This is a genomic window from Phytobacter sp. MRY16-398 (assembly GCF_003925915.1).
Lineage (GTDB): Bacteria > Pseudomonadota > Gammaproteobacteria > Enterobacterales > Enterobacteriaceae > Phytobacter > Phytobacter diazotrophicus.
Genome location: NZ_AP018756.1, coordinates 2,028,166 through 2,049,534 on the forward strand (window position 1 = coordinate 2,028,166; position 21,369 = coordinate 2,049,534).

Annotated in this window: 21 protein-coding genes and 2 tRNA genes; 12 read left to right on the top strand and 11 right to left on the bottom strand. The window is 53.1% G+C overall.

The features are described from left to right. The first annotated feature begins 62 nt into the window (after positions 1 to 62). The 3 genes from MRY16398_RS09680 (at position 63) to MRY16398_RS09690 (ending at position 1,988) form a co-directional block, all read left to right on the top strand. Positions 63 to 974: a LysR family transcriptional regulator gene (locus MRY16398_RS09680; RefSeq protein ID WP_125124237.1), complete on the top strand. Its 912-nt coding sequence runs from the start codon at positions 63 to 65 to the stop codon at positions 972 to 974. A 423-nt stretch (positions 975 to 1,397) separates the two neighbouring features. Continuing rightward, positions 1,398 to 1,655: an AbrB/MazE/SpoVT family DNA-binding domain-containing protein gene (locus tag MRY16398_RS09685; protein ID WP_125124238.1), complete on the top strand. Its 258-nt coding sequence runs from the start codon at positions 1,398 to 1,400 to the stop codon at positions 1,653 to 1,655. Further along, positions 1,656 to 1,988, top strand: coding sequence for a type II toxin-antitoxin system PemK/MazF family toxin (locus tag MRY16398_RS09690; protein WP_125124239.1), 333 nt, complete (start codon positions 1,656 to 1,658; stop codon positions 1,986 to 1,988). Positions 1,989 to 2,125: 137 nt separating this feature from the next. Here the strand turns inward: MRY16398_RS09690 and MRY16398_RS09695 are convergent. Next, positions 2,126 to 2,201 (bottom strand) — tRNA-Asn (locus MRY16398_RS09695). A 6-nt stretch (positions 2,202 to 2,207) separates the two neighbouring features. On the opposite strand from MRY16398_RS09695, the gene MRY16398_RS31255 reads away from it, so the two are divergent. The 3 genes from MRY16398_RS31255 to MRY16398_RS09705 all read left to right on the top strand — a co-directional run bounded on the left by MRY16398_RS31255 (position 2,208) and on the right by MRY16398_RS09705 (position 4,009). Next, on the top strand, positions 2,208 to 2,300 hold the full coding sequence (locus tag MRY16398_RS31255; protein ID WP_222556193.1) for a DUF5951 family protein: 93 nt from the start codon (positions 2,208 to 2,210) through the stop codon (positions 2,298 to 2,300). Between the two features lie 88 nt (positions 2,301 to 2,388). Then, complete coding sequence (locus MRY16398_RS09700) at positions 2,389 to 3,822, top strand: EmmdR/YeeO family multidrug/toxin efflux MATE transporter (protein ID WP_103245488.1); 1,434 nt, start codon at positions 2,389 to 2,391, stop codon at positions 3,820 to 3,822. Between the two features lie 111 nt (positions 3,823 to 3,933). Beyond that, a tRNA-Asn gene (locus MRY16398_RS09705) sits at positions 3,934 to 4,009 on the top strand. A gap of 97 nt (positions 4,010 to 4,106) precedes the next feature. Here MRY16398_RS09705 and MRY16398_RS09710 read toward each other — a convergent pair. Beyond that, positions 4,107 to 4,334: a hypothetical protein gene (locus tag MRY16398_RS09710; protein ID WP_125124240.1), complete on the bottom strand. Its 228-nt coding sequence runs from the start codon at positions 4,332 to 4,334 to the stop codon at positions 4,107 to 4,109. Positions 4,335 to 4,550: 216 nt separating this feature from the next. On the opposite strand from MRY16398_RS09710, the gene MRY16398_RS09715 reads away from it, so the two are divergent. Further along, positions 4,551 to 6,011, top strand: coding sequence for a hypothetical protein (locus tag MRY16398_RS09715; RefSeq protein ID WP_125124241.1), 1,461 nt, complete (start codon positions 4,551 to 4,553; stop codon positions 6,009 to 6,011). Positions 6,012 to 6,136: 125 nt separating this feature from the next. On the opposite strand, the gene MRY16398_RS09720 is transcribed toward MRY16398_RS09715, so the two are convergent. The 5 genes from MRY16398_RS09720 to MRY16398_RS09740 form a co-directional block, all read right to left on the bottom strand. Beyond that, complete coding sequence (locus MRY16398_RS09720; RefSeq protein WP_107224098.1) at positions 6,137 to 7,048, bottom strand: carbohydrate ABC transporter permease; 912 nt, start codon at positions 7,046 to 7,048, stop codon at positions 6,137 to 6,139. Between the two features lie 18 nt (positions 7,049 to 7,066). Further along, positions 7,067 to 8,341, bottom strand: coding sequence for an extracellular solute-binding protein (locus MRY16398_RS09725; protein WP_125124242.1), 1,275 nt, complete (start codon positions 8,339 to 8,341; stop codon positions 7,067 to 7,069). Positions 8,342 to 8,406: 65 nt separating this feature from the next. Then, entirely contained in the window at positions 8,407 to 9,207 is an 801-nt protein-coding gene (locus MRY16398_RS09730; protein ID WP_079496379.1) for a carbohydrate ABC transporter permease, read from the bottom strand. 9 nt (positions 9,208 to 9,216) lie between these two features. After that, entirely contained in the window at positions 9,217 to 10,353 is a 1,137-nt protein-coding gene (locus MRY16398_RS09735) for an ABC transporter ATP-binding protein (RefSeq protein WP_125124243.1), read from the bottom strand. A 99-nt stretch (positions 10,354 to 10,452) separates the two neighbouring features. Further along, positions 10,453 to 11,253 carry an SDR family NAD(P)-dependent oxidoreductase gene (locus MRY16398_RS09740; protein ID WP_052249323.1) on the bottom strand — a complete coding sequence of 267 codons (801 nt, stop codon included), beginning with the start codon at positions 11,251 to 11,253 and terminating at the stop codon, positions 10,453 to 10,455. Positions 11,254 to 11,397: 144 nt separating this feature from the next. Between MRY16398_RS09740 and MRY16398_RS09745 the strand changes: the two genes are divergently transcribed. The 5 genes from MRY16398_RS09745 (at position 11,398) to MRY16398_RS09765 (ending at position 16,217) form a co-directional block, all read left to right on the top strand. Further along, positions 11,398 to 12,255: a DeoR/GlpR family DNA-binding transcription regulator gene (locus MRY16398_RS09745; protein WP_125124244.1), complete on the top strand. Its 858-nt coding sequence runs from the start codon at positions 11,398 to 11,400 to the stop codon at positions 12,253 to 12,255. 42 nt (positions 12,256 to 12,297) lie between these two features. Continuing rightward, entirely contained in the window at positions 12,298 to 13,098 is an 801-nt protein-coding gene (locus MRY16398_RS09750) for a BtpA/SgcQ family protein (RefSeq protein ID WP_071196353.1), read from the top strand. Between the two features lie 27 nt (positions 13,099 to 13,125). Then, positions 13,126 to 14,637, top strand: a complete 1,512-nt coding sequence (locus tag MRY16398_RS09755; protein ID WP_125124245.1) for an FGGY-family carbohydrate kinase — start codon at positions 13,126 to 13,128, stop codon at positions 14,635 to 14,637. Then, a complete protein-coding gene (locus MRY16398_RS09760; RefSeq protein WP_125124246.1) occupies positions 14,634 to 15,257 on the top strand; it encodes an HAD family hydrolase in 624 nt (207 codons plus the stop codon). The genes MRY16398_RS09755 and MRY16398_RS09760 overlap by 4 nt, the downstream gene beginning before the upstream one ends. 147 nt (positions 15,258 to 15,404) lie before the next feature. After that, positions 15,405 to 16,217 (top strand): DeoR/GlpR family DNA-binding transcription regulator, encoded by an 813-nt coding sequence (locus MRY16398_RS09765; protein WP_071196356.1) that lies wholly within the window; start codon positions 15,405 to 15,407, stop codon positions 16,215 to 16,217. 3 nt (positions 16,218 to 16,220) lie between these two features. Here MRY16398_RS09765 and MRY16398_RS09770 read toward each other — a convergent pair whose 3' ends face one another. From MRY16398_RS09770 to MRY16398_RS09785, 4 genes are all read right to left on the bottom strand, one after another. Then, on the bottom strand, positions 16,221 to 17,000 hold the full coding sequence (locus tag MRY16398_RS09770) for an EAL domain-containing protein (RefSeq protein WP_172600636.1): 780 nt from the start codon (positions 16,998 to 17,000) through the stop codon (positions 16,221 to 16,223). A 20-nt stretch (positions 17,001 to 17,020) separates the two neighbouring features. Further along, complete coding sequence (locus MRY16398_RS09775) at positions 17,021 to 17,644, bottom strand: helix-turn-helix transcriptional regulator (RefSeq protein ID WP_172600637.1); 624 nt, start codon at positions 17,642 to 17,644, stop codon at positions 17,021 to 17,023. A 363-nt stretch (positions 17,645 to 18,007) separates the two neighbouring features. Next, a complete protein-coding gene (locus MRY16398_RS09780) occupies positions 18,008 to 19,786 on the bottom strand; it encodes an aminopeptidase P family protein (RefSeq protein WP_125124249.1) in 1,779 nt (592 codons plus the stop codon). 18 nt (positions 19,787 to 19,804) lie between these two features. Then, positions 19,805 to 21,259 carry an AMP nucleosidase gene (locus MRY16398_RS09785; protein WP_041851859.1) on the bottom strand — a complete coding sequence of 485 codons (1,455 nt, stop codon included), beginning with the start codon at positions 21,257 to 21,259 and terminating at the stop codon, positions 19,805 to 19,807. Positions 21,260 to 21,369: the final 110 nt, after the last annotated feature.

A 21,369-nucleotide genomic window follows, 5' to 3' on the forward strand; every position in this document is an offset into this window, starting at 1 on the left:
GTGGCGAGAGATATTTTGATAATGGCATTAAAATATGATTGTCTTTTCAGGATTTCTGAATAATGGGAAAGCTCGAAGATATGGCACTGCTGGTTGCAGTGGTGGAGGCTGGCGGGCTTTCAGCCGCTGGTCGCCGTATGGGGCTCTCAGCGGCCACCATGACCGCCAGACTAAAGGCGATTGAAGAGCGTTATCAGACCCGGCTATTCCACCGGTCCACCCGCGCCATTACGATGACCCGTGCCGGTGAGGAGTTCTATCACGCTGCACTACGTGTACTGGAGGAAATGAGCCACGCGGAGTCGCTGCTTACCCAAAAAGAAGGGGTGCTCAGCGGTAATATCCGCATTTCGGCCCCCTCTGATTTTGGCCGACAGTACCTCAGCCCGGCGCTGCTCGATTTTTCCCGCCAGCATCCGGCAGTGAAATGCTCGGTGTACCTGGGCGAAAATGTCGAAGATCTGGTCGCCAACCGTCTGGATATGAGCATTCGCTTCGGAAACCTGCCAGACAGCAGCCTGGTCGTCAGAAATATCCGCCCGAATCATAGGGTACTGGTCGCCTCAGCCAATTATCTCCGGGCGGCAGGCACACCCAATACCATTGAGGACTTACACCGCCACCGATGCCTGGCCCTGGAGCTGCGTGGCATGGTTATGAACGAATGGCGTTTTGAGCATGATGGTAAACAGAGCGCATTACGTTTTACCCCAGCCATGGTATGCGACGATGGTGCGCTACTCCGCCAGTGGGTATTGGCTGATGCGGGTATTGCCAGCAAATCATGGTGGGATGTAAAGCGTGATGTGGAGCAGGGCAGGCTGCAACTGCTGTTTGCGGAAAGTTTTATTGGCTTTAGCCGTTTTGATAAAAAAAATGTCGGCCTGCAATTTGTCTATCCGCAGCGACGGCTGCAGCCGCTGCCGGTTACCGCCTTCACTCAGTTCTTCATTAACTGGCTGGAAAATGAGTAGAAGTCTATGACCTGCTACTCGTTTTTTTGTACGCCGTTGCGTTAGTGATATGCGCCCGAAAAAATCTGGACTTCACGCTATCGCTGATATCTCTCCGGCGCAGCCCGGATATGGAAACTGCGCCGCAATTTGATTATCTGATTCGTCAAAGTCCTTTGAACCGTATAACCCGTTTTCTACTATCGGACATGTTTAATGCGCGCCGCAATACTGCGTGAACGACATGCTCTATGACGTGAGAAAAACGGGGAGATTGCCTTTTCTTATCGGCAACGCTGCTGTCTTTGAAAACAGCCGCAACGATCACCCTCTGGATTATCGGGCTTCGCAAGGGTAAGGACACCAGTCACCATGAATTTGACTACAAATTGCACACATGCAGCCTCTGGTGTTATATTAAAATATAATATTTGGAGGTGTTCTATGTATATCGCTCGCCTTAAAAAGGTTGGAGGATCCGTCATGCTGGCGGTTCCTCCTGCCGTATTGAAAACCCTGGGGCTGTCGACGGATAGCGAAGTGGGTATGACCATTGAGAATGGCTGCCTGATTATTGAACCCCAGAAACGGCCACATTACTCGCTTGAGGAATTGCTGGCGCAGTGTGATCCGCACGCCGAAATCAGCGAAGAGGATCGGCAATGGATTGATGGGCCTGCGGCGGGCAAGGAGCTTCTGTAAATGGACAGAGGGGAAATCTGGCTCGTCTCACTGGATCCGACCACCGGGCATGAACAAAGCGGAAAACGTCCAGTGCTTATCGTTTCTCCCGCGTCATTTAATGCACTCACCCGTTTGCCCGTTGTTGTTCCGGTCACCAGTGGCGGAAACTTTGCCCGAGCGGCGGGTTTTGCCGTCTCACTGGAAGGTGCGGGAACGAAAACCACGGGTGTGATTCGCTGCGATCAGCCCAGAACCATTGATATGGACGCCCGAAACGACAAGCGTCTGGAACGTATACCCGATGCTGTCGTGAATGAAGTGCTGGCCCGACTGGAAGCCATTCTGAGTTGAGATTTTGCGGCAAGGCAGGGAAGTTTGCTGAGCGTTACATCATCGAAGCGAAATGCCAAAAGCCCGACGCTCGGTACAGAAGAAATATCAGGGACCAAAAAAGCAAAAAGCCTGCTCGTAAGCAGGCTTCTTAAATTTGGCTCCTCTGACTGGACTCGAACCAGTGACATACGGATTAACAGTCCGCCGTTCTACCGACTGAACTACAGAGGAATCGGTGTGGAGTCGTATCTTAGCGGCGAAAAAACTTTTGTCAAACCTGATTTCAGGCGGTTTTGTGCAACTGCCGCAAATCACGGCAGTTTGCTGTAATTAACAACAATTTTTTGGAAATGCTTTGCAGGATCACGAATTCTACCCCATCATTTGAAATGAAGTTTCATCTTTCTCACTAAGGTCAATTTTGAACGTCGTCGCCCCGATACGCCAGGCTATCATGCGCACGCCATGGTACGCCAAACGCAAGAGCTACAAGGTCCTGTTCTGGCGCGAAATCACGCCGCTCGCCATCCCTATCTTCCTCGAAAACACCTGCGTCCTGTTAATGGGTGTGCTCAGTACCTTCCTTGTCAGTTGGCTCGGTAAAGAAGCCATGGCGGGAGTGGGGCTGGCCGACAGCTTTAACATGGTCATCATGTCGTTTTTCGCCGCGATTGACCTCGGGACCACCGTTGTTGTGGCATTCAGCCTCGGCAAGCTCGATAAAAAGCGGGCGAGGGCGGCAGCGCGGCAGTCGCTGGTGATCATGACCCTGTTCTCCATTATTCTGGCGGCGGTTATTCACTACTTCGGCACGCAAATCATCGACTTTATCGCCGGGGCGGCCACGCCGGAGGTCAAAGCGCTGGCGCTGACCTATCTGGAACTCACCGTGCTGAGTTATCCGGCGGCGGCTATTGCGCTCATCGGTAGCGGAGCACTGCGTGGGGCCGGGAACACCAAGATTCCGCTGTTGATAAACGGCGGGATGAACATCCTCAACATCATTATCAGTAGCATCCTGATTTACGGCGCGTTCTCCTGGCCGGGGCTGGGTTTTGCCGGTGCCGGGCTGGGGCTCACTATTGCCCGTTATATCGGCGCGATTGCCATTATTTGGGTACTGATGATTGGCTTTAACCCGGCGCTGCGCATCCCGCTGAAAAGCTATTTCAAGCCGCTGAACTTCGCCATTATCTGGGAAGTGATGGGGATTGGTATTCCGGCGAGTATCGAGTCGGTGCTGTTTAACGGCGGGAAATTGCTGACACAAATGTTTGTCGCCGGGATGGGGACCAACGTTATTGCCGGTAACTTTATTGCCTTCTCCGTCGCCGCGCTGATTAACCTGCCCGGTAACGCCCTGGGCTCGGCGTCGACCATCATTACCGGTAAGCGACTGGGCAAGGGGCAACGCAGCCAGGCCGAACGACAGCTACGCCACGTGTTCTGGCTGTCGACCATTATATTGACGCTTATCGCGTGGGGCACGGCGCCTTTCGCCGGGCTGCTGGCGTCGTTCTATACCCATGAAGAAGATGTAAAAGAAGTGGTCAAGATACTTCTCTGGCTGAACGCCGCGTTTATGCCGATCTGGGCCGCCTCCTGGGTGCTGCCTGCGGGGCAGAAAGGGGCGCGCGATGCCCGTTTCGCTATGTGGGTGTCGATGCTCGGTATGTGGGGTTGCCGCGTGGTGGCGGGCTATACGCTCGGGATTATGCTTGGCATGGGCGTCGTCGGCGTGTGGCTCGGAATGGTGCTCGACTGGGCGGTGCGAGGCGCGCTCTTCTACTGGCGAATGGTGAGCGGTCGTTGGCTGTGGAAATACCCAAAAGTACCGCGAGATCACACGTAACCGCTTCATTTTCCCGCAGAGTGGAGAATAAATCGGCAAACGGACATTTTTGTGAAAACAGCCTTTGACAAGGGCAGGAGGCCTCGTTAATATGCGCCTCGTTCACACGATTCCTCTGTAGTTCAGTCGGTAGAACGGCGGACTGTTAATCCGTATGTCACTGGTTCGAGTCCAGTCAGAGGAGCCAAATTTGAAAACCCGCTTAAGGCAACTTAAGCGGGTTTTTGCTTTTCTGCACTAACCTTCCTGGCGTTACCTGTATCCTTATCGACCCAAACCATGCTTTACTTTTTCACGTGGCTGAGGATCTCATCCAGTGTTGCGTCATCAAACATCAGTTCTTCACGGCCCACTTTCGAGTAGGCACGTACTTGCTGCCCCGCATTCATGGCATTTAATTTACGTACAACATGAGTGACGGTTGCTTGATTTACTTTAATCGCAATTTCGCGATCGTGTTGCCGCAAGCTTTCATCCGTAAATACATGAATTTCTGTATTATTACTCATCATTCGTCCTCAAATTGTGCATTTTTTTGATCGACCAGATTTTGGCCAGCGTATCCAGTTTCGTCCACAAGTCCGCGAAATCGACAGGATGGTTGCAAGTCTAGTTCAGTATTTAGCGCAATAAAGTGGTACTTTTTTATCATTAAAAATACCCATTTATTGCACAATGTAAGGGTATACTGTTGGCATCGTAAGTATCTTGTTGCGCTGGAGGATGAGGTGAATGCAAAGCTGATAGCAGATATGCGGAAAAATGCGCTTAGTGAGGTAACCAATTTTATTGCTCAGGAAATCTACAAGCTGGCGCTGTTCAGGCAATATCCGCAAGAGTGTTCACGCATTCTTACTGTGGATCGTGCAGTGCAAGAAACACTCCGATCCTACTATGAGAAAGGCTTTGATGCGTTAGTTGAAGATCTGGCATCACTGGTTCTGGACTTAATAATCTACGGTGTAGATGAAAGTGAGTTCCTCGAACAAACACACCGGCATATCGCAGAATTAAACCTGATCAAAATCAGGTTGCCATTAATGGCCGAATATGATGATCTTGTTCAAGATTCAGATAGTTACGATGAGTATGAAATAAATTTCAAAGCATCTCTCTATAAAACTGTTTGTGATTTTTTTACCGATTATTCCGGCTTTGAAGGTGAAATAGAACATCAATATCCGCCTCATGTATTAGCGTATCGATACAATTACGAAAATATATTAGATTATTATCATGGAATGACATTTTTACCAAGTCAGAAAGACAGGACAACAACGATAACATCTTCCCCCACCTACACACGAGCCCCTTCGACGAGAAGAGTCGTGCATCAAATAAAACCTATTACTGAAAATTTATCTATTCCTGATGACGCCTTGTTGAATCGCGTTGATAATATAAAAAAATTTAATATCACCGATCCTTATGAAGAAAATCTGCATGAGCTTCTGATGCTAAAAAGTATGTTCCCAGTCGAGTTGATAAAGTTCACATCGGAGGTCAGGTTTCGTATCAACACCTCCGAACCTTTAACGAATTTAGATCTCGATAAAGCAATGGCAACACTCAGGGCAGCAATTGCATACGCGCAGTCTGGGAATGAAAATTTCTGGAAATTCACGGCAACAAACAGATACGAACTCACTCGGGCATTTAACGTCCCAAAACTTGATGCCCCGGGAATAATTGAACTACAAGACTTGCATAAGGCTCTGCTCCCCGGTTTGAAAACATTATTCAACGCTAAAAATTATCTACTGGGATTGATTATGGTGCAGGAGCATTTCATTCAATATACAGAGTCTGGCAAGGAAATTTATGTTTTTTGGAAGAGGGATTCTAATGAAAATTCTACATTAAAGCGAGCGAATCATATTTCTGCCAGACTGAGTCGAAAACATGGTCAAGCCGGATTTTCTCCTGACACAATAATGCAGGGAATGAAGTTAGTAAATAATGCGATTCAAGTACACCTTGACGACCTACAGTTTGAAAGAGTGCAATTCGATATTCGCCTTAATGCATTGCAGAGGGCGAAACTGAATAAAGAACCATCTGTAAATATAGAACGCCTGCATCCTGATGATAGAGACAAGGCCGAGAAAATAATATCCAGACATAACAAACATGGTCGTTACGCGGCAGTTAAACAACGGCGTAATGGTAGTTTTGTGATTTCCTGGTAAGAAATAAAAAGTATTAAACTGATTTGATTTTTTACTGGATGCCTTAGCCCAATACACCAAATTTGAAAACCCGCTTAAGGCAACTTAAGCGGGTTTTTGCTTTTCCTGCTTCCTCCACTTCGCGTTTATCTGCGCCGTTCCAGCAGCACGAAATAGACGATGGTCATCGCCAGCACAATTAACAGCAAAATCAGCGCGGCGGCGGCCCCTTCGTTGAGCGACAGCCCCAGAAACGCCCGGCGATAGGCAAAGAAGCTCAGCACTTCGGTGGCATTCCCCGGCCCGCCACGGGTCAGGATATAGGGCAGGTCGTAGGTGCGAAGTTCGTTAATTAACTGAATCACAATCGCAATTGCCGAAACCGGGCGCAGCATCGGCAGGGTGATATACCAGAATTGCTGCAAGCTATTTGCACCGTCAATTTCGGCGGCCTCGTACGGGTCTTTAGGCAGCGACGCCAGCCCCGCAGCGAGGATCAGCACCACGAATGACATCTGCTGCCAGACATCAATAAACACCATGCTCCAGAACGCCAGCGTAGGGTTACCCAGCCAGTCGACGCCCGGCAGGCCAACGCTTTGCAGCATATGGTTGATAATCCCAAGGTTCGGTTGCAGCAACATACGCCAGATCAGCGCCACGCTCACCGGCGACATAGCCATCGGGATGGTCAATAAGGCGAAATAGACCGGGCGGGTTTTCACCACCCGGTTGAGCATCAGGGCGATACCCAGCCCGACAATAAACTCACCGGTTACCGTCAATAATGAGTAACGGATAGTCAACCAGGCAGAGTGCCAGAAGGTATCGCTGCTCAGCACGCTGATAAAATTGTCCAGCCCTGCAAAAGGGAAGATCTCCGCATGCATCAGCGTATAGGACGAAAAAGCCAGTACAACGGAATAGATAACAGGGAAGCCGAGCACAATCGCCAGAGCCAGCAACCCAGGCAGGGCGAATGCCCAGCCTGTCACCCGGAATCTGTCTATTGTTAAACGGTACTTCGGTTTCACGCTAAATTCCTCAGCTAAAGCCATCTGCCGGCCCCCTTTGTCTTATTTCACCAGCAACTTATCCAGTTGGTCGGATGCATTTTTCAGCGACTTGTCGACGGTATTTTCGCCACTCGCCAGCAGGGACAATTGTGTCCCCAGAACATCTTCATACTGAGCGGAATAGGAGAAGACCGGGAAGGACTTACCGGACGCCACAATATTCAGAGCGTTTTTATAGTAAGGATACTTTTTCAGTACCTCGGCGTTTTCATAGACATCGGAACGAACAGGCGCGTGCCCCTGCAATGCGCGTGCGGTAGTGACCTCTTTACTCTGCACCCACTGAATAAAGGTCCAGGCGGCCTGTTTCTCTTTATCTGAGACGTTTTTCGGAATGCCCCAACCCCAGCCGCCGCTCTCCCCGTGACCACCAGGAACGGTTGTCAGCGCGAGTTTACCGGCCACGGCAGGGCAGGCGGTGGCGTTATCCAGTTGCGGCAGCATCCACCAATAGGTCAACATACTGAACGCTTTACCGCTGCACATCAGACGCACGGTATCGTCGAGGGTGGCGGAAAGCGCACCGGTTTGCGCGGCATTCTTGATGGCATCCGCATACAGCGTCATCGCTTTGTTCCCCGCCGGGCTGTTCAGTGCGGATTTACCTTTGTCGTCTACGTAAGCGCCGCCGCTGGAGAACAGGTAATTCGAGAACTCCATGCTGTTCGGATCGCCGCGCTGCCCCTGCATAGCCGCCCCGGCCATATCACTGTTCTTCTTGATAAATTTGGCAAGCGTAACGTACTCTTCCAGGGTTTTGGGCTGCTCAAGCGGTTTTTTAAACTCGGCCTGATAGGCGCTCTTTATTTTCTCATCCTGCAACACATCCGTGCGGTAAATCAGCCCCATGGAATAGTTGTACATCGGGATCAGCGTGGTTTTATTGGGCGTCACATTAATGAGCGACACGGTGGCCGGAATAAAGGCCGACATATCAAAGTTAGATTTTTTCACATCCGGCGTGAGATCAGTCAGCCAGCCGGCTTTACTGAATTCCCCCGCCCACAGAAAATCCACTTCCAGCAGGTTGTAATAGCTCTGCGACTGAATCAGTTGCGATACCAGCTTGTCATGCATATCGCCGTAACCGATTTTCTCGAACTGCACTTTGATGTGGTACTGCTTCTCAAAATCAGGCAGCATTTTTTCAATGATTTTCGTTTCCGGAACATCTTCCATCAACGCACGCAGCACTACATCTTCCGCCCGAACGGACGCCGAAAGGCTAAGGACTATCAGACCCGATAACAATGTGACTTTCTTACGATTCAACATAATTAACTCCTGGAGAAGGTGCCGGAGTGTTAACGGCGACAATTTTCTGTCTGGATGGCATGACTTTACTTAACACCGCCGAAGGTGAGTCCTTTGACGATGTAACGCTGAATAAAATGTGAGGCGACCATCAGTGGCAGCACGGCCAGCACAATGCCTGCCGAAACCTTGCCAATCTGAACACCGTTCGAGGTCTGTAGCGCGGCAAGCGACACCGGGACCGTGGCGGTCTCCGGCCCGCTAAGCACCAGGGCAAAAAGAAACTCATTCCACGACAGGATGAAGCCCAGCACGGCGGAGGCCGCAAGACCCGGCAGCGACACGGGCAGCACCACATGCCAGAAAGCGCCCCAGGCGGTAGCTCCGTCGGTCATCGCGGCCCACTCCAGATCCACCGGGATCCCTTCGAAAAAGCCCATCAGGATCCAGGTCAGAAACGGCAGGTTTAACGCGGCATAGACCAGCGTCAGTCCGAAGAGCGAGTTGGTCAGCCCAACGGTTCGCAGCATGGCAAAGGCGGGTAACACAAGCGCTACCGCTGGCAGCATCTGGGTCGCCAGCATAATAAAGCGCGCCGCTTTACCGCCCGTTTTAAAGCGGGCAAAGGCATAGCCGGTGGCGGCGGCAAACGGCAGGGCGAGGACAACCGACCCGGTAGCAACAATCAGGCTATTGGCGTAATGACGTAAAAAACCGTTGTTCTCAATCAGCGAGCGGAAATTTTCCGCGGAAAACTGCGGGAAAATATCGCTGCTGTAGGCCATCGATTCTGGCACCAGGCTGGTTCGCACAATCCACAGCACCGGCAGTAAAATTGAAAGACAGGCCAGCACCAGCCCGGTATGCAATCCAATTTTTCGTAGCATGTTCGCTCCTCACGTGCCTGGGGTGTCAGCGTTGTCCGGTGTTTTACGGCGCTCAACCACATCTCCGCTGCCGGGGTGAAACAGATGCAGTGAGTTGGGATCCAGCCAGATGCTGAGCATCTGGCCCACCTTCGGGTGCGTATGATGATCAAGGCGGATCACCACCGGCACTTTACCGAGCGTGCCGCTGACAATGTTTTCCGCGCCCAGCGCTTCCACCCCGCTGACGGCAATTTCCAGCGGGATCCAGTCTGGTCTGCGTGGGTGGGCGTGAAAATCTTCCGGTCGCACGCCGAGGGTCATCTGTTTTCCCGCCAGGCTTTGATAGTCGGCGGCCATCCAGCCCGGCACCGGGAGCTGTGGGCCGTCGGACAGTTGCAGGCTGACATCCATGCCCGTTCGTTGCACAAGACAGGGAAGAAGGTTGATGGACGGAGAGGAGAGAAAACGGGCAACAAACGTATTTACCGGGTAGTTATAGACTTCCAGCGGAGTCCCGCACTGGATCAAATGGCCATCACGCATGATGCAAATGCGATCCGCCATTGTCATGGCCTCTACCTGGTCATGGGTGACGTAGACCATGGTTTTGCCCAGCCGACGATGAAGCTTGATCAGTTCACTACGCATCTCGCCGCGCAACTGAGCATCAAGGTTTGAGAGGGGTTCATCTAACAAAAAGGCCTGCGGTTCACGCACGATAGCGCGGCCCAGGGCGACGCGCTGGCGCTGCCCGCCGGAAAGCGCGGCCGGTTTACGGTGTAATAGTTTATCCAGCCCCAGCATTGCAGCGCTCTCGGCCACTTTACTGTTGATGACGTTGCCCGGCACGCCACGCATTTTCAGGCCGAAGGCCATGTTTTCGGCGACGGTCATGTGCGGGTAGAGCGCATAGCTCTGGAATACCACGGCGATATTGCGATCGCGCGGCGCCACATGACTCACGTCGCGCCCGTCGATTAACAATGTGCCATCGGTAATGCTTTCAAGTCCGGCAATCATGCGGAGTGTAGTGGACTTTCCGCAGCCGGAAGGGCCAAGGAAGATAACAAATTCACCATCCCGGATGTGCAAATTCACATTACGGACGCTGTGCTGATTGCCGTTGTAGGATTTCGACACGTTCCGTAATTCAATGGAGGCCATATTGGGTTACCTCTGTTACGTGTTGCCCGTCCTGGGACTGGTGACATCCATGTTCGGTTTTGTTCGAAATGAAGCTGCTTTGTTCACAACGGCGTGTTATCAGCCCGTATACACCCCGCCGGTCACGTTGACGCCCTGACCCGTCATAAAACGGGCGGCGTCGGAACTCAAAAAGGCCACCACTTCGGCGACATCTTCGGGCGTTTCCAGGCGGCCAAGCGGCGTCTGGCGAATGTAATCATCAATGACCTGTTCAGGCGTCATGCCGCGCAGTTGTGCTTCCCACTGTACTTCGCGGCTCTGCATGCCAGTTTTAACGAAACCCGGACAGACGGCATTCACGCGGATCCCGTCAGCGGCCAGTTCCCGTGCCAGCGCCTGAGTCCAGCCGAGGACGGCAAACTTGCTGGCGGAGTAGTGGGCCAGCAGCGGCGCGCCAACTTTGGCGGCAAGCGACGCTGTGTTCACGATAGTACCGGATTTGCGCGCCACAAATTTGCGTGCGGCAATCTGATTAGTAAGAAAAATACCCCTGGTGTTGACGTCAAAATTAAAATCCCACTCATCATCTGTTATCGCCAGGGCTTTTTGCATCGTTGATACGCCCGCGTTGGCGATCAGCAGATCATAGTCCCCCAGCGTTTTGTCTACCCAGCCAAAGCCTTCTTCAACGGACGCACGTAAACGAACATCCAGATGAAACGCCACCGTGTTCGCGCCGAGTTCGGTGGCGGCTGCCCAGGCGGCTTCTTCGTTGATGTCTCCAATAGCGACCCGCATGCCCTGGCGAATCAGATTGCGGGCGATGGCATAACCAATACCCGTAGCGCCGCCGGTAACAATCGCCACTTTACCTTGCAGGTCCGGATAGTGTCCGGACGTCAAATGTGATGTGTGCATGTTCTTTTCCCCTGTGTTGATGATTATTTTTTACACCAATATAACGAACACAACAAAACATATTTCTTATGATAAAAACAATTGCGATCACAAATTTTGTTTTGTATGTTTGTTTTTGTTAACTTCAATGTTCGGAGTCAGCCGATGACGCACAACGACGCTCTGCCTTTTCAGCCTGACGCTCCCGGATCCGGTGCGCGTTTACGCCGTTCGGCTGCGTCGCGTCAGAGTGAAGTCATGCAACTGCTGGTTCAGCAAGGTGCGGTGTCTGTGCCGGATCTGGCCGTGAAGTTCGCCGTTTCCGAAATGACTATCCGTCGTGATTTGATGGAGATGGAGCAGAAGGGCAGCCTCTGCCGTACGCATGGTGGGGCGGTTTTGCCGCAGAGCGCAAGCGCAGTGGCGATTGACAAAGTGGAACCGAGTTTCGAGTCCCGCCTGTTGCAAAACCATGAGGCTAAGTTGCGCATCGCGGCGGCGGCGGCAGAGCTCGGCAAGAAATTTCGCACACTGGCACTGGATGTCGGTAGCACGACGTTTCTTGCCGCACGTTACCTCAGCCAGTGTTCACATTTGAAAATTTTTACGAACAGCCTTCGCGTGGCGCATGACATTGCCCCCGCGAAGGCGGAAATCTACCTCGCGGGCGGGCGGATGCGCCCGGATGAAATGTCGACCGGCGGTTCTGCGGCGCTACAGCAGTTTTCCAGCCTGTGGTTCGACATCACCTTTATTGGCGTCTCTGGTCTGACCGCCGAGGGAATTTATGACTATGCCTTTGAGGATGCGGAACTCAAACGTCTTTATCTCAACCGTTCCAGCCTGAAAGTGGTGCTGTGTGACGCCAGCAAGTTTCAACGAATGTCGCTGGTGCACCTCGCCACACTGAGGCAATTCGACATCCTGATCACCGAACAGGCACCACCACCCGCGCTGTCGGCGATGCTGGAGGCGGAAAATATTGATGTGATCATCGCGCCTGCGTTGCCGAAAGACGCGTGATCGCTTTTTACCATGACATATCAGCCAACACCGGAGAAAGTTATGATCTTTGAATTTTTGGGTAATAAGAAAAAAGCGGTTATCGCAATGGCCCATATTGGCGCGCTGCCTGGCGCGCCGCTGTACGACGCTAAAGGTGGCCTCAATAAGCTCATCGACGATGTTCTCAGTGATGTAGAGAAACTACAGGCAGGTGGCGTGGATGCGATTATGTTCGGCAACGAAAATGACCGTCCTTATGTGTTTAAAGCGTCGCTGGAAGGCGTCTCGGCCATGTCGGCTGTGGTACAGGCGGCGAAATCGATATTGAAAGTGCCGTTCGGCGTGAACTACCTGTGGGATCCTAACGCCAGTGTCGCCATTGGTGCTGCCACCGGGGCGAGCTTCGTGCGTGAAATTTTCACCGGCGTGTTTGCTTCTGATATGGGGATCTGGGAGCCGGATTGTGCCAGCGCGTCTCGCCTGCGCCGCAACCTGGGCCGTGAAGATATGAAATTGCTCTTTAACATCAACGCAGAATTCGCCCATTCTCTGGATGCGCGCCCCATCGAACTGCGCGCGCGCAGCGCCATTTTCTCGTCACTGGCAGATGCCATTCTGGTGTCCGGGCCGATCACCGGTGAACCGGCTGAACATTCTAATCTGCGCAAAGTCTGTGAAGCGGTAGAGGGCGTTCCGGTTTTTGCCAACACCGGCACCAACATCGATAACGTCACCGACATTCTGAGCATTGCCAGCGGTGTGGTCATCGGCACGCACTTTAAGGTCGACGGGCACACCTGGAATCAGGTCGACGGGGATCGGGTAAAACGCTTTATGGATGTGGTCGAAAAGCTGCGCTAAACATAACCCCTGGAACGGGAGGATAAGATGCAGTATCTGTTAGGCATTGATATTGGTACAACCTCAACCATTGGCATCCTGATCGGCCTGCCCGATAAGGTACTCGGTACGGCCTCCCGCCCGGTCACGCTTTTCGCCCCGCACAGCGGCTGGACGGAGGAGTCGCCGGAGCAGTGGTGGGACAATGTCGGTGAAATTTGCCAGCAGTTGCTCACACAAAGCGGCATTGCGGCGAGTGAAATCTGTGGCATTGGCGTGACCGGGATGTTGCCTGCCGTGGTTTTACTGGATAGCGAAGACCGCCTGCTGCGTCCGAGCATTCAACAGAGCGATGGTCGCAGCGGCGCACAAGTGCAGCAGATGCGCTGTGAAATGGACAGTCAGCACTTTTTAGAGCGCGCCGGAAACGGTATTAACCAGCAACTGGTGGGAGCGAAAATCCGCTGGATTGAACACCATGAACCGGAAGTGTTTGAACGTATTGCCACGGTGTTCGGTTCCTATGATTTTATTAACTGGAAGCTCACGGGTGAGAAAATCATCGAGCAGAATTGGGCGCTGGAGGCGGGTTTTGTTGATATCAGCAGCAATACGCTGGATGACGAACTGATTGCCTTTGCCCATCTTCCCCGCTATACAGTCCCCCGTCTGGTCCGCTCTCATGACATTATCGGCGCGGTGACCGCGCAGGCGGCGGCCTGGACCGGGCTCAGTGAAGGCACACCGGTGATTGGCGGGGCGGCGGATTTGATTGCCTCCGCGCTCGGCGCGGGGGTGACTTCGCCTGGCGAAGTGCTGCTCAAATTCGGCGGCTCGGTGGATATTCTGACCGTAACGCAAAGCGCTACCCCTGACCCGCGCCTGTATCTGGATTATCACCTTGTGCCGGGTTGCTACATGCCCAACGGCTGTATGTCGACCGGCGGTTCGGGGCTGAACTGGTTTGTGCAGAACTTCGCGGCGCAGCATGAAGCGGCAGCACGTGAAAAGGGCATGAGTATCCATCAGTACCTGGACGAGATGGCGGAAAACCGCCCGGCGGGCAGTGACGGCCTGATTTTCCTGCCCTATTTTCTGGGGGAGAAAACCCCGTTACATGATCCAAATGCCCGGGGCATCCTGTTTGGCCTGACGCTCAGCCACGACGCGGGGCATATCTGGCGCGCGCTGCTCGAAGCCTACGCCTACGCCATCAAACACCATATCGAGACGCTGGTTGACATCGGCTATCCGGTAAAACGCTACATCGTCTCTGATGGCGGTTCGGCAAGCAAACTGTGGATGCAGATTGTCGCCGATGTGCTGGGCGAGCCGCTGACTCGCCTGGATGGGCACCCCGGTTCTTGTCTGGGGGCCGCCTGGACGGCGGCGATGGGTGTCGGGGTATCGACAGACTGGAAGGGAGCCAGCGCCTGGGTCAACCTCAAAGATGTGATTACGCCACGGCCTGAACATGCCGATGTTTACCATGAGGGATATCCGCGTTTCCGCCAGCTCTATGAAGCCTGTCGTCCACTGACCCGCCAGGAGACACCATGAAATTTACTGCCATTGCCTGGGACGTTGACGGCACGCTGGTCGATAGCGAACCACTTCATCACCGGGCACTGCTGGCTGTCTGCCATCGCTTCGGGTTGGATCTGAGCCATATTCCCGAGACGCGCTTTTACGGTGTGCACATTAACGATGTCTGGCTGGCCTTGTGCGCAGAACTGCCCGCCGATTTGGACCAGTCCGTGTGGCTGGCGGCGATTGAAGACTACTACCATGACCACCGCCACGAACTGGTTGCTATTCCCGGCAGCCGCGAAACCATCCGCAAGCTGGCGGCGAAAGGTATCAAACAGGCCTGCGTGTCGAATTCGTGCCGACGGATAGTCGAAGCGAATCTTGAGGCGCTGGGTGTGCGTGAGTTTATTGATGTAGTGGTGACGCTGGATGATGTACACCATGGCAAACCGGCGCCCGAACCTTATCAACATGCGCTGGGGGCGTTTGGATTGCCTGCGGCGGCGGTACTGGCGGTTGAAGACAGCATGACCGGGATGCGCTCGGCGCAGGCCGCCGGAATGCACGTCGCGTTTTATGGCGCGTCACCCGCCTCTGAGCAGGGGGTAACAGAAATCACCTCGCTGACGCGGATCCTCGACTGGTTTTGATTCGCACAGTTTCGCGCGGGAAAGGGATGTTCCGCGCAAAGAAATGAACACATTCGAACAAATTGGGTTTTAAATCACACCACTTCCCCTTAATATTGTGAGCTATATCGTTTAAGCCCCTCCACCCGAAACAGAGTATCTATCGTTATGTCAGCTAAACCCGAGATTCAGGCCCGTTATCTTCCTCAGGAACGCAAAAAGCGGATCCTTAACATGCTGGTCGAGCAGGGGCGCGTGACAGTAGTGGATATCTCAGCGGAGCTGGCGGTCTCGGAGATGACAGTACGCCGCGATCTCGCCGAACTGGAAACCGAGGGTAAACTCAGCCGGGTACACGGTGGTGCGGTACTGACCGAAACGGTCAGCCAGCCGATTATGGACCCGCTTCCGGCGCATTTTGACGCACGTCTTTCCCTTCATCGGGAGAGCAAAATGCGCATTGCCCGCATGGCTGCTGAGGTGGCCGGGCGCTACCAGAGCGTGGCGCTTGATATCGGCACCACAACCCTGTTTATGGTCGACGAGTTGGTGAAGCATGAGCGTCTGAAAATCTTCACCAACAGTGTGCGCATTGCCCATGCGCTGGGCCGCTATGCGCAGGCACCGGAAGTCTATCTGGCAGGGGGGATGATGCGTGATGACGAGATGGCGATTGTCGGGCCGTCTGCCATTGAGCAGTTCCAGCAGTTCTGGTTTGATATTGCGTTTATTGGCGCATCGGGCATTACCAGCCAGGGCATTTACGATAGCGCACTGGATGAGACGGAAATGAAACGGGTATTGATTCGCCGTTCCGGCTTTAAAGTGCTGCTCTGCGACTCTGCAAAATTCCAGCATATGTCGCTGGTGCAGGTGGCGCAGTGGCAGGATATCGATCTGCTAATAACAGATAGCGCACCGCCTGCGGTACTGGCGACCGCCCTTGAACTGGCGAATGTGCAGGTGATGATTGCACCCTGACCGTCAGGCCAGGCGTTGTATGACGGCCTCGGGTGAGGCTTCGTTCAGGAGCTCCCGCACGCCCTCTACGGGCAGCGCTTTTGAGAAATACCAGCCCTGCGCACGGGCGCCGGGAAACTCTCGGGTGATACAGGCCAGTTGTTCCGCGAACTCAATCCCTTCGAAGATTAACCGGTAAGGTCGTTCATACAGCGCCCTGCACATACGCAGGGTTTTTTCTCCATGTAGAGTCTTTGCGCACAGTGCCTGAGTCAGGGATTTATCTATTTTGACATCCGTTACGGGAAGGCTGAGCAGCCTTTCATTATTCGAACAACCTTTACCAAAATCATCCAGCGCCAGGTGGAAGCCGTGCTGTCTGAACTGTGTCGCGTTAGTCATGAGCGCCTGGGAATCGTTGCAACTGACCTCGGTTATCTCCAGCACGATGGACGAGGCATTGAGCTGATGACGCGCAAGTTCATTAAGCAGCGTGTTCTTAAATGAGATTGAATTCAGATCGCCAGGTGTGATGTTCAGGTTTAATAACAGTCCGTGCCGGGCTAATAATGTCGCCATTTCGGCAATGGCTTTTTTAATTACGTAGAGCGAAACGGTACTCATCAGGCCATTTTCAACGGCGAGCCCGATCAACGTTTCCGGGCAGACTCGTCCGAATCGCGCATCACGCCATCGCAATAACGCTTCAAACCCGACAATCTTTTTTGTGCAGGCTGAGTAAATAGGTTGGTAGTAAAGGTTGATATTATTGGCAAGTAAGGCATGCTTTAATCGGCAAAGCATCGTTAGCTCCATATTAAGCACTAATGCTTCTTTTTGTGATAACAGGCAATAAATTCATACAGTTCCAGTTTACTGTTCAGGTCGAATTTATTCATAATATTCTTTTTGTGACTAATGGCCGTTTTGTAGGTAATACCAATACGATCCGCGATATCGTTCATGCCCATGCAGGCATGTAAGCCATAGGCAATTTTCTCCTGGGTAAAAGAGAGGGCTCTATAGTTACAGTTAATACAGGAATAGGCGCATTTTCCCGCACCTTTGGCGCGCTCTTTTGCCGCAGGGTTGCCATGAATCGCTTTGACGATGGCGTCGTACACCACAGCCGAACGCTCTTTGCGAAGAAAGAATTGTGCGTCTTTGATGCAGTCAGGCAGGATATGTCTCGCTGGAATCGTATCGCCGGCGACAAAGATAAAAATCCTCCCTGACTTTTTCCTGTTAATTAAGTCTCTAAAACATAAGTAATATTCTCCCGCACATACGGTCATGAAAATAAAATCTGCTTTATGAATATTCTCAACGCTAAAATCCCAGGAAAGAGAAGGCGAAGAGACATTGCATTCTTTAATAGCGTCACGAATTAAACCGACGATGCCAGTAGAGAATAATGTGTCATTATCAATATTTATTAAAAATTTCATTCCCTTGTAACCTCGGGGCATCCTGGTATTGGCTGGTTTATTCTATATACCTGAATAAAACAAAAGCAATAACTCTCTCATAATCTTAAGGAAAATGAGAATTTGTTAATTTGACTTAGGAAAAATCCTAATGAATATTTAAATATCAGTCGAGGTGTTAATGCGGAAACACAATACCATGCTATTAGTAAGGCTATGTCAAGAAAGGTATGTGATTGATGTATTTTATCCGCAATATTAAATAGTGGCGGTAAAGGAGACGTGCAAATAACCTTTGAATAAAAATAAGGATAATTCTTAAAACGGTTAAACCTGCCATTACATTAAAGCCTGCATATTAAACATATGCAGGCTTTATATTGTTTAACCCATATATGTGCACACGGGGGCCGTCGCGGCATCCAGCCATGCTCGCGCATCACTGTCGACCAGCGGTGAAAGCGTGTCGCGAACCTGCTGATGGTAGGTATCAAGCCATTGTTTTTCTTGCTCCGAGAGTAGCGACCACTCCACCTGGCTAAGATCCACAGGCACCAGCGTCAGCGATGAGAAGCGGCAGAATCCGGGCTGGCTTTCTACGACCTCCACCTGGTTTTCAATGCGAATGCCGTAGCGATCGGCCAGGTAATAGCCCGGTTCGATGGTCATGATATTCCCGGCGACCAGCGGCCATGGGGTGACCTTTTTGGCAATGCGATGTGGCTGTTCGTGAATCAACAACTGATGTCCCACACCATGCCCGGTACCGTGGTCGAAATCGAGGCCTAATTCCCAGAGCGCGCGGCGGGCAAAGGCATCGATCTGGTGCCCCTGCGTGCCGCTCGGGAACTGCAGTGTCAGCATCGACAAAAAGCCTTTCAGTACGGCGGTATAGTGCAAACGCTGTTCATCAGACAGGGGGCCAAACGACAATGTGCGCGTGGTATCGGTTGTGCCATTGCGATACTGACCGCCTGAGTCATTCAGGTAGAAATTACTGCGGGTAATGGCGGTGTTGGTGGCTTCGCTGGCGTGATAGTGGCACATTGCGGCGTTGCTGGCAGAGGCGGAAATGGTACTAAAGCTCTGCTCAATGAAACCGGCCTGTTGCTGGCGGAAAGTGAGTTGTTTTGCCTGTGCTTCCAGTTCGGAAAGCGGGTTGCCTGCGGCCTCACGTGCCGGGACTTCACGCGCCAGCCATGCCAGGAAGTTAACCCACGCCGCGCCATCCTGACGGTGGCTGTCGCGATAACCTTCCAGCTCAACGGGGTTTTTGTGCGCTTTGATAAGCGTAATGGGGTCCGCGTGCCAGACCACTTCGCCGCCATTGTGCTCGATAGCAAAACGCAGGGCGACCGGGGCGTAATCGGCGTCCAGCATCACTTTCTTGCCAGCGGCCGCTTGCTGACAGTGGGGCAGAAAATCGGTCCATGCGGAGATCCGCAGGGAAGATTTCAGGTCATCCGATAAGGCATGCGTTTTCGCCGCATCGATAAACCACTCCATCTCTCCGTCACGGCTGAGCAGGGCGAATGAGTGAGCGACCGGGTTCATTGCCACATCCGAACCCCGAATATTTAAAAGCCAGGCGATGTTATCCGGCTGGGTGATAGCCAGCAGATCGACACCTTCTTTAGCCAGCACCTGAGCAATGCGTGCACGTTTCGCCTCGCTGCTTTCACCGCTGATTTCCGGTGGCATTTCGCGGATTGCACCGCAGGGGGCTGGCGGGCGGTCGTGCCAGATGGCGTCAAAGGGATCATTGTTCAGCGCCACCAGTTCACAGTGGGTCGCCTCCAGTGCGGTAAACTGGCTGTTGACCATCAGCAACGGTTCAAAGGCGATACGACTGCCAGCGGGCAGCGAGTCGTTAAGCCACTGCGCCAGCGGCTCATTGTGCAGATGGTGGATCTCAAATGCGTTGAGATCGACCTCCTGGCGAACCTGCACCTGGTAGCGTCCGTCGACAAACATCAGCGCCCGGTCACGGAGGATCAGCGCCAGGCCCGCCGAGCCGCTAAAGCCGGTCAGCCAGGCCAGTTTATTATCGTGCGGCGCGCAGTCTTCACTCTGGTAGGCATCAGCGCGTGGCACAATCATGCCGTCGACATCCATGGCCGCTAGCTGTGTACGCAGTGCTGCCAGCGGTGTTGGGGTTTGCATAAGAATCCTTCCTTATTGTTAGCGGAACGGGGGTTCGTTAAAGGTGCGCAGTTTACGTGAATGTAACCGATCACCTTCTGCCCGCAGCAGGTCAATGGCGCGAATACCAATCTGCAGATGCTCGGAAATCGCCCCTTCATAAAAACGGTTGGCCTGACCCGGCAGCTTGATTTCGCCGTGCAGCGGTTTATCAGAGACACACAGCAGCGTACCGTACGGCACGCGAAAGCGGTAACCCTGGGCGGCAATGGTGGCGCTTTCCATGTCGATAGCCACCGCGCGACTCAGGTTAAAACGCAGTGCCGACGCGGAATAACGCAGCTCCCAGTTACGGTCATCGGTAGTGACCACGGTGCCGGTACGCAGGCGCTGTTTGACTTCTTCGCCGGGCATGCCGCTCACCTCTTTGGTGGCATCGTACAGCGCACGCTGCACCTCGGCGATACTCGGAATGGGGATATCCGGGGGCAGTACGGCATCCAGTACGTGATCATCTCGCAGATAAGCATGCGCCAGCACATAGTCGCCAATCGACTGGCTTTCACGCAGGCCGCCGCAGTGGCCAATCATCATCCATACATCCGGGCGCAACACCGCAAGGTGGTCACAAATGGTTTTCGCGTTTGACGGACCGACGCCGATGTTAATCAGGGTGATGCCCTGACCGTCGGCGGTGATGAGATGCCAGGCCGGCATCTGGTGTTTTTTCCACGCCAGATCGGAGATGGCCTCTTCCGGGGCATCGGTATCAGCGGTGACCCAGTGGCCACCCGCACAGGAGAGGGCAACATAGGGACTTTCCGGGTCCAGAATCTGGCTGCATCCCCAACGGACAAACTCGTCTACGTAGCGGGTGTAGTTGGTGAACAGCACGAACGGCTGGAAGTGCTCCACCGGGGTGCCGGTGTAGTGGCGCAGACGGGCCAGTGAGAAATCCACGCGGCGGGCATCGAAATGCGACAGCGGATAGAGCTCGGTAGGATGGAACAGACCGTCGGCGGTTTCATCGCCAATTTGCGCCAGTTCGGTGGTGGGGAAATGGCGGGTCAACCCGGCGCTCATTGAACGGTCCAGCGTCAGTTCCGAGCCGTCAATAACATACGGATACGGGATCTCATGTGCTGATAGCCCTACTTCAATATGTGCGCCATAGTCCTGGCACAGCAGCGTGAGTTGTTCGTGTAAATAGCTGCGAAACAGGGCGGGGCGGGTGACGGTGGTGGTGTAACAGCCAGAGTGGGTGAAACGGGCGTAAGCGCGGGTTTTCGGTGGGTTGGTGGCGCTGCCATCCCAACTTACCGACAGCTCAGGGTAGACGAAAAGGCCGTTGGCGCGTGCTTCATGCGTGGGTAGCGTGCCATCTTCGATATAACGGCTGATGGCTGCACGCAGGTTCGACACTGACTGCTCATACAGGGCTTCCAGTTGATCCAGTGCCTGTTCCGGGGTCAGATGTGCACCCTTTTTATTCATCATTAACTCCTTGTTTCACAGGTGTACGGCTGTAGACGATAGTATGTCACAGCTTTATGAAACAATAACTCCGGATGATGGGTTTCGGAGGATGCCTGTCTTCAATACCA

What these genes read in the sequence shown, in the direction of transcription:
- MRY16398_RS09690 (WP_125124239.1), top strand. Translation starts at nt 1,656, where the DNA reads ATGGACAGAGGGGAAATCTGGCTCGTCTCACTGGATCCGACCACCGGG.
- MRY16398_RS09710 (WP_125124240.1), bottom strand. Translation starts at nt 4,334, where the DNA reads ATGATGAGTAATAATACAGAAATTCATGTATTTACGGATGAAAGCTTG.
- MRY16398_RS09780 (WP_125124249.1), bottom strand. Translation starts at nt 19,786, where the DNA reads ATGCAAACCCCAACACCGCTGGCAGCACTGCGTACACAGCTAGCGGCC.
- MRY16398_RS09755 (WP_125124245.1), top strand. Translation starts at nt 13,126, where the DNA reads ATGCAGTATCTGTTAGGCATTGATATTGGTACAACCTCAACCATTGGC.
- MRY16398_RS09720 (WP_107224098.1), bottom strand. Translation starts at nt 7,048, where the DNA reads ATGGCTTTAGCTGAGGAATTTAGCGTGAAACCGAAGTACCGTTTAACA.
- MRY16398_RS09750 (WP_071196353.1), top strand. Translation starts at nt 12,298, where the DNA reads ATGATCTTTGAATTTTTGGGTAATAAGAAAAAAGCGGTTATCGCAATG.
- MRY16398_RS09745 (WP_125124244.1), top strand. Translation starts at nt 11,398, where the DNA reads ATGACGCACAACGACGCTCTGCCTTTTCAGCCTGACGCTCCCGGATCC.
- MRY16398_RS09765 (WP_071196356.1), top strand. Translation starts at nt 15,405, where the DNA reads ATGTCAGCTAAACCCGAGATTCAGGCCCGTTATCTTCCTCAGGAACGC.
- MRY16398_RS09725 (WP_125124242.1), bottom strand. Translation starts at nt 8,341, where the DNA reads ATGTTGAATCGTAAGAAAGTCACATTGTTATCGGGTCTGATAGTCCTT.
- MRY16398_RS09775 (WP_172600637.1), bottom strand. Translation starts at nt 17,644, where the DNA reads ATGAAATTTTTAATAAATATTGATAATGACACATTATTCTCTACTGGC.
- MRY16398_RS09760 (WP_125124246.1), top strand. Translation starts at nt 14,634, where the DNA reads ATGAAATTTACTGCCATTGCCTGGGACGTTGACGGCACGCTGGTCGAT.
- MRY16398_RS09735 (WP_125124243.1), bottom strand. Translation starts at nt 10,353, where the DNA reads ATGGCCTCCATTGAATTACGGAACGTGTCGAAATCCTACAACGGCAAT.
- MRY16398_RS09685 (WP_125124238.1), top strand. Translation starts at nt 1,398, where the DNA reads ATGTATATCGCTCGCCTTAAAAAGGTTGGAGGATCCGTCATGCTGGCG.
- MRY16398_RS09740 (WP_052249323.1), bottom strand. Translation starts at nt 11,253, where the DNA reads ATGCACACATCACATTTGACGTCCGGACACTATCCGGACCTGCAAGGT.
- MRY16398_RS09680 (WP_125124237.1), top strand. Translation starts at nt 63, where the DNA reads ATGGGAAAGCTCGAAGATATGGCACTGCTGGTTGCAGTGGTGGAGGCT.
- MRY16398_RS09730 (WP_079496379.1), bottom strand. Translation starts at nt 9,207, where the DNA reads ATGCTACGAAAAATTGGATTGCATACCGGGCTGGTGCTGGCCTGTCTT.
- MRY16398_RS09785 (WP_041851859.1), bottom strand. Translation starts at nt 21,259, where the DNA reads ATGAATAAAAAGGGTGCACATCTGACCCCGGAACAGGCACTGGATCAA.
- MRY16398_RS09770 (WP_172600636.1), bottom strand. Translation starts at nt 17,000, where the DNA reads ATGCTTTGCCGATTAAAGCATGCCTTACTTGCCAATAATATCAACCTT.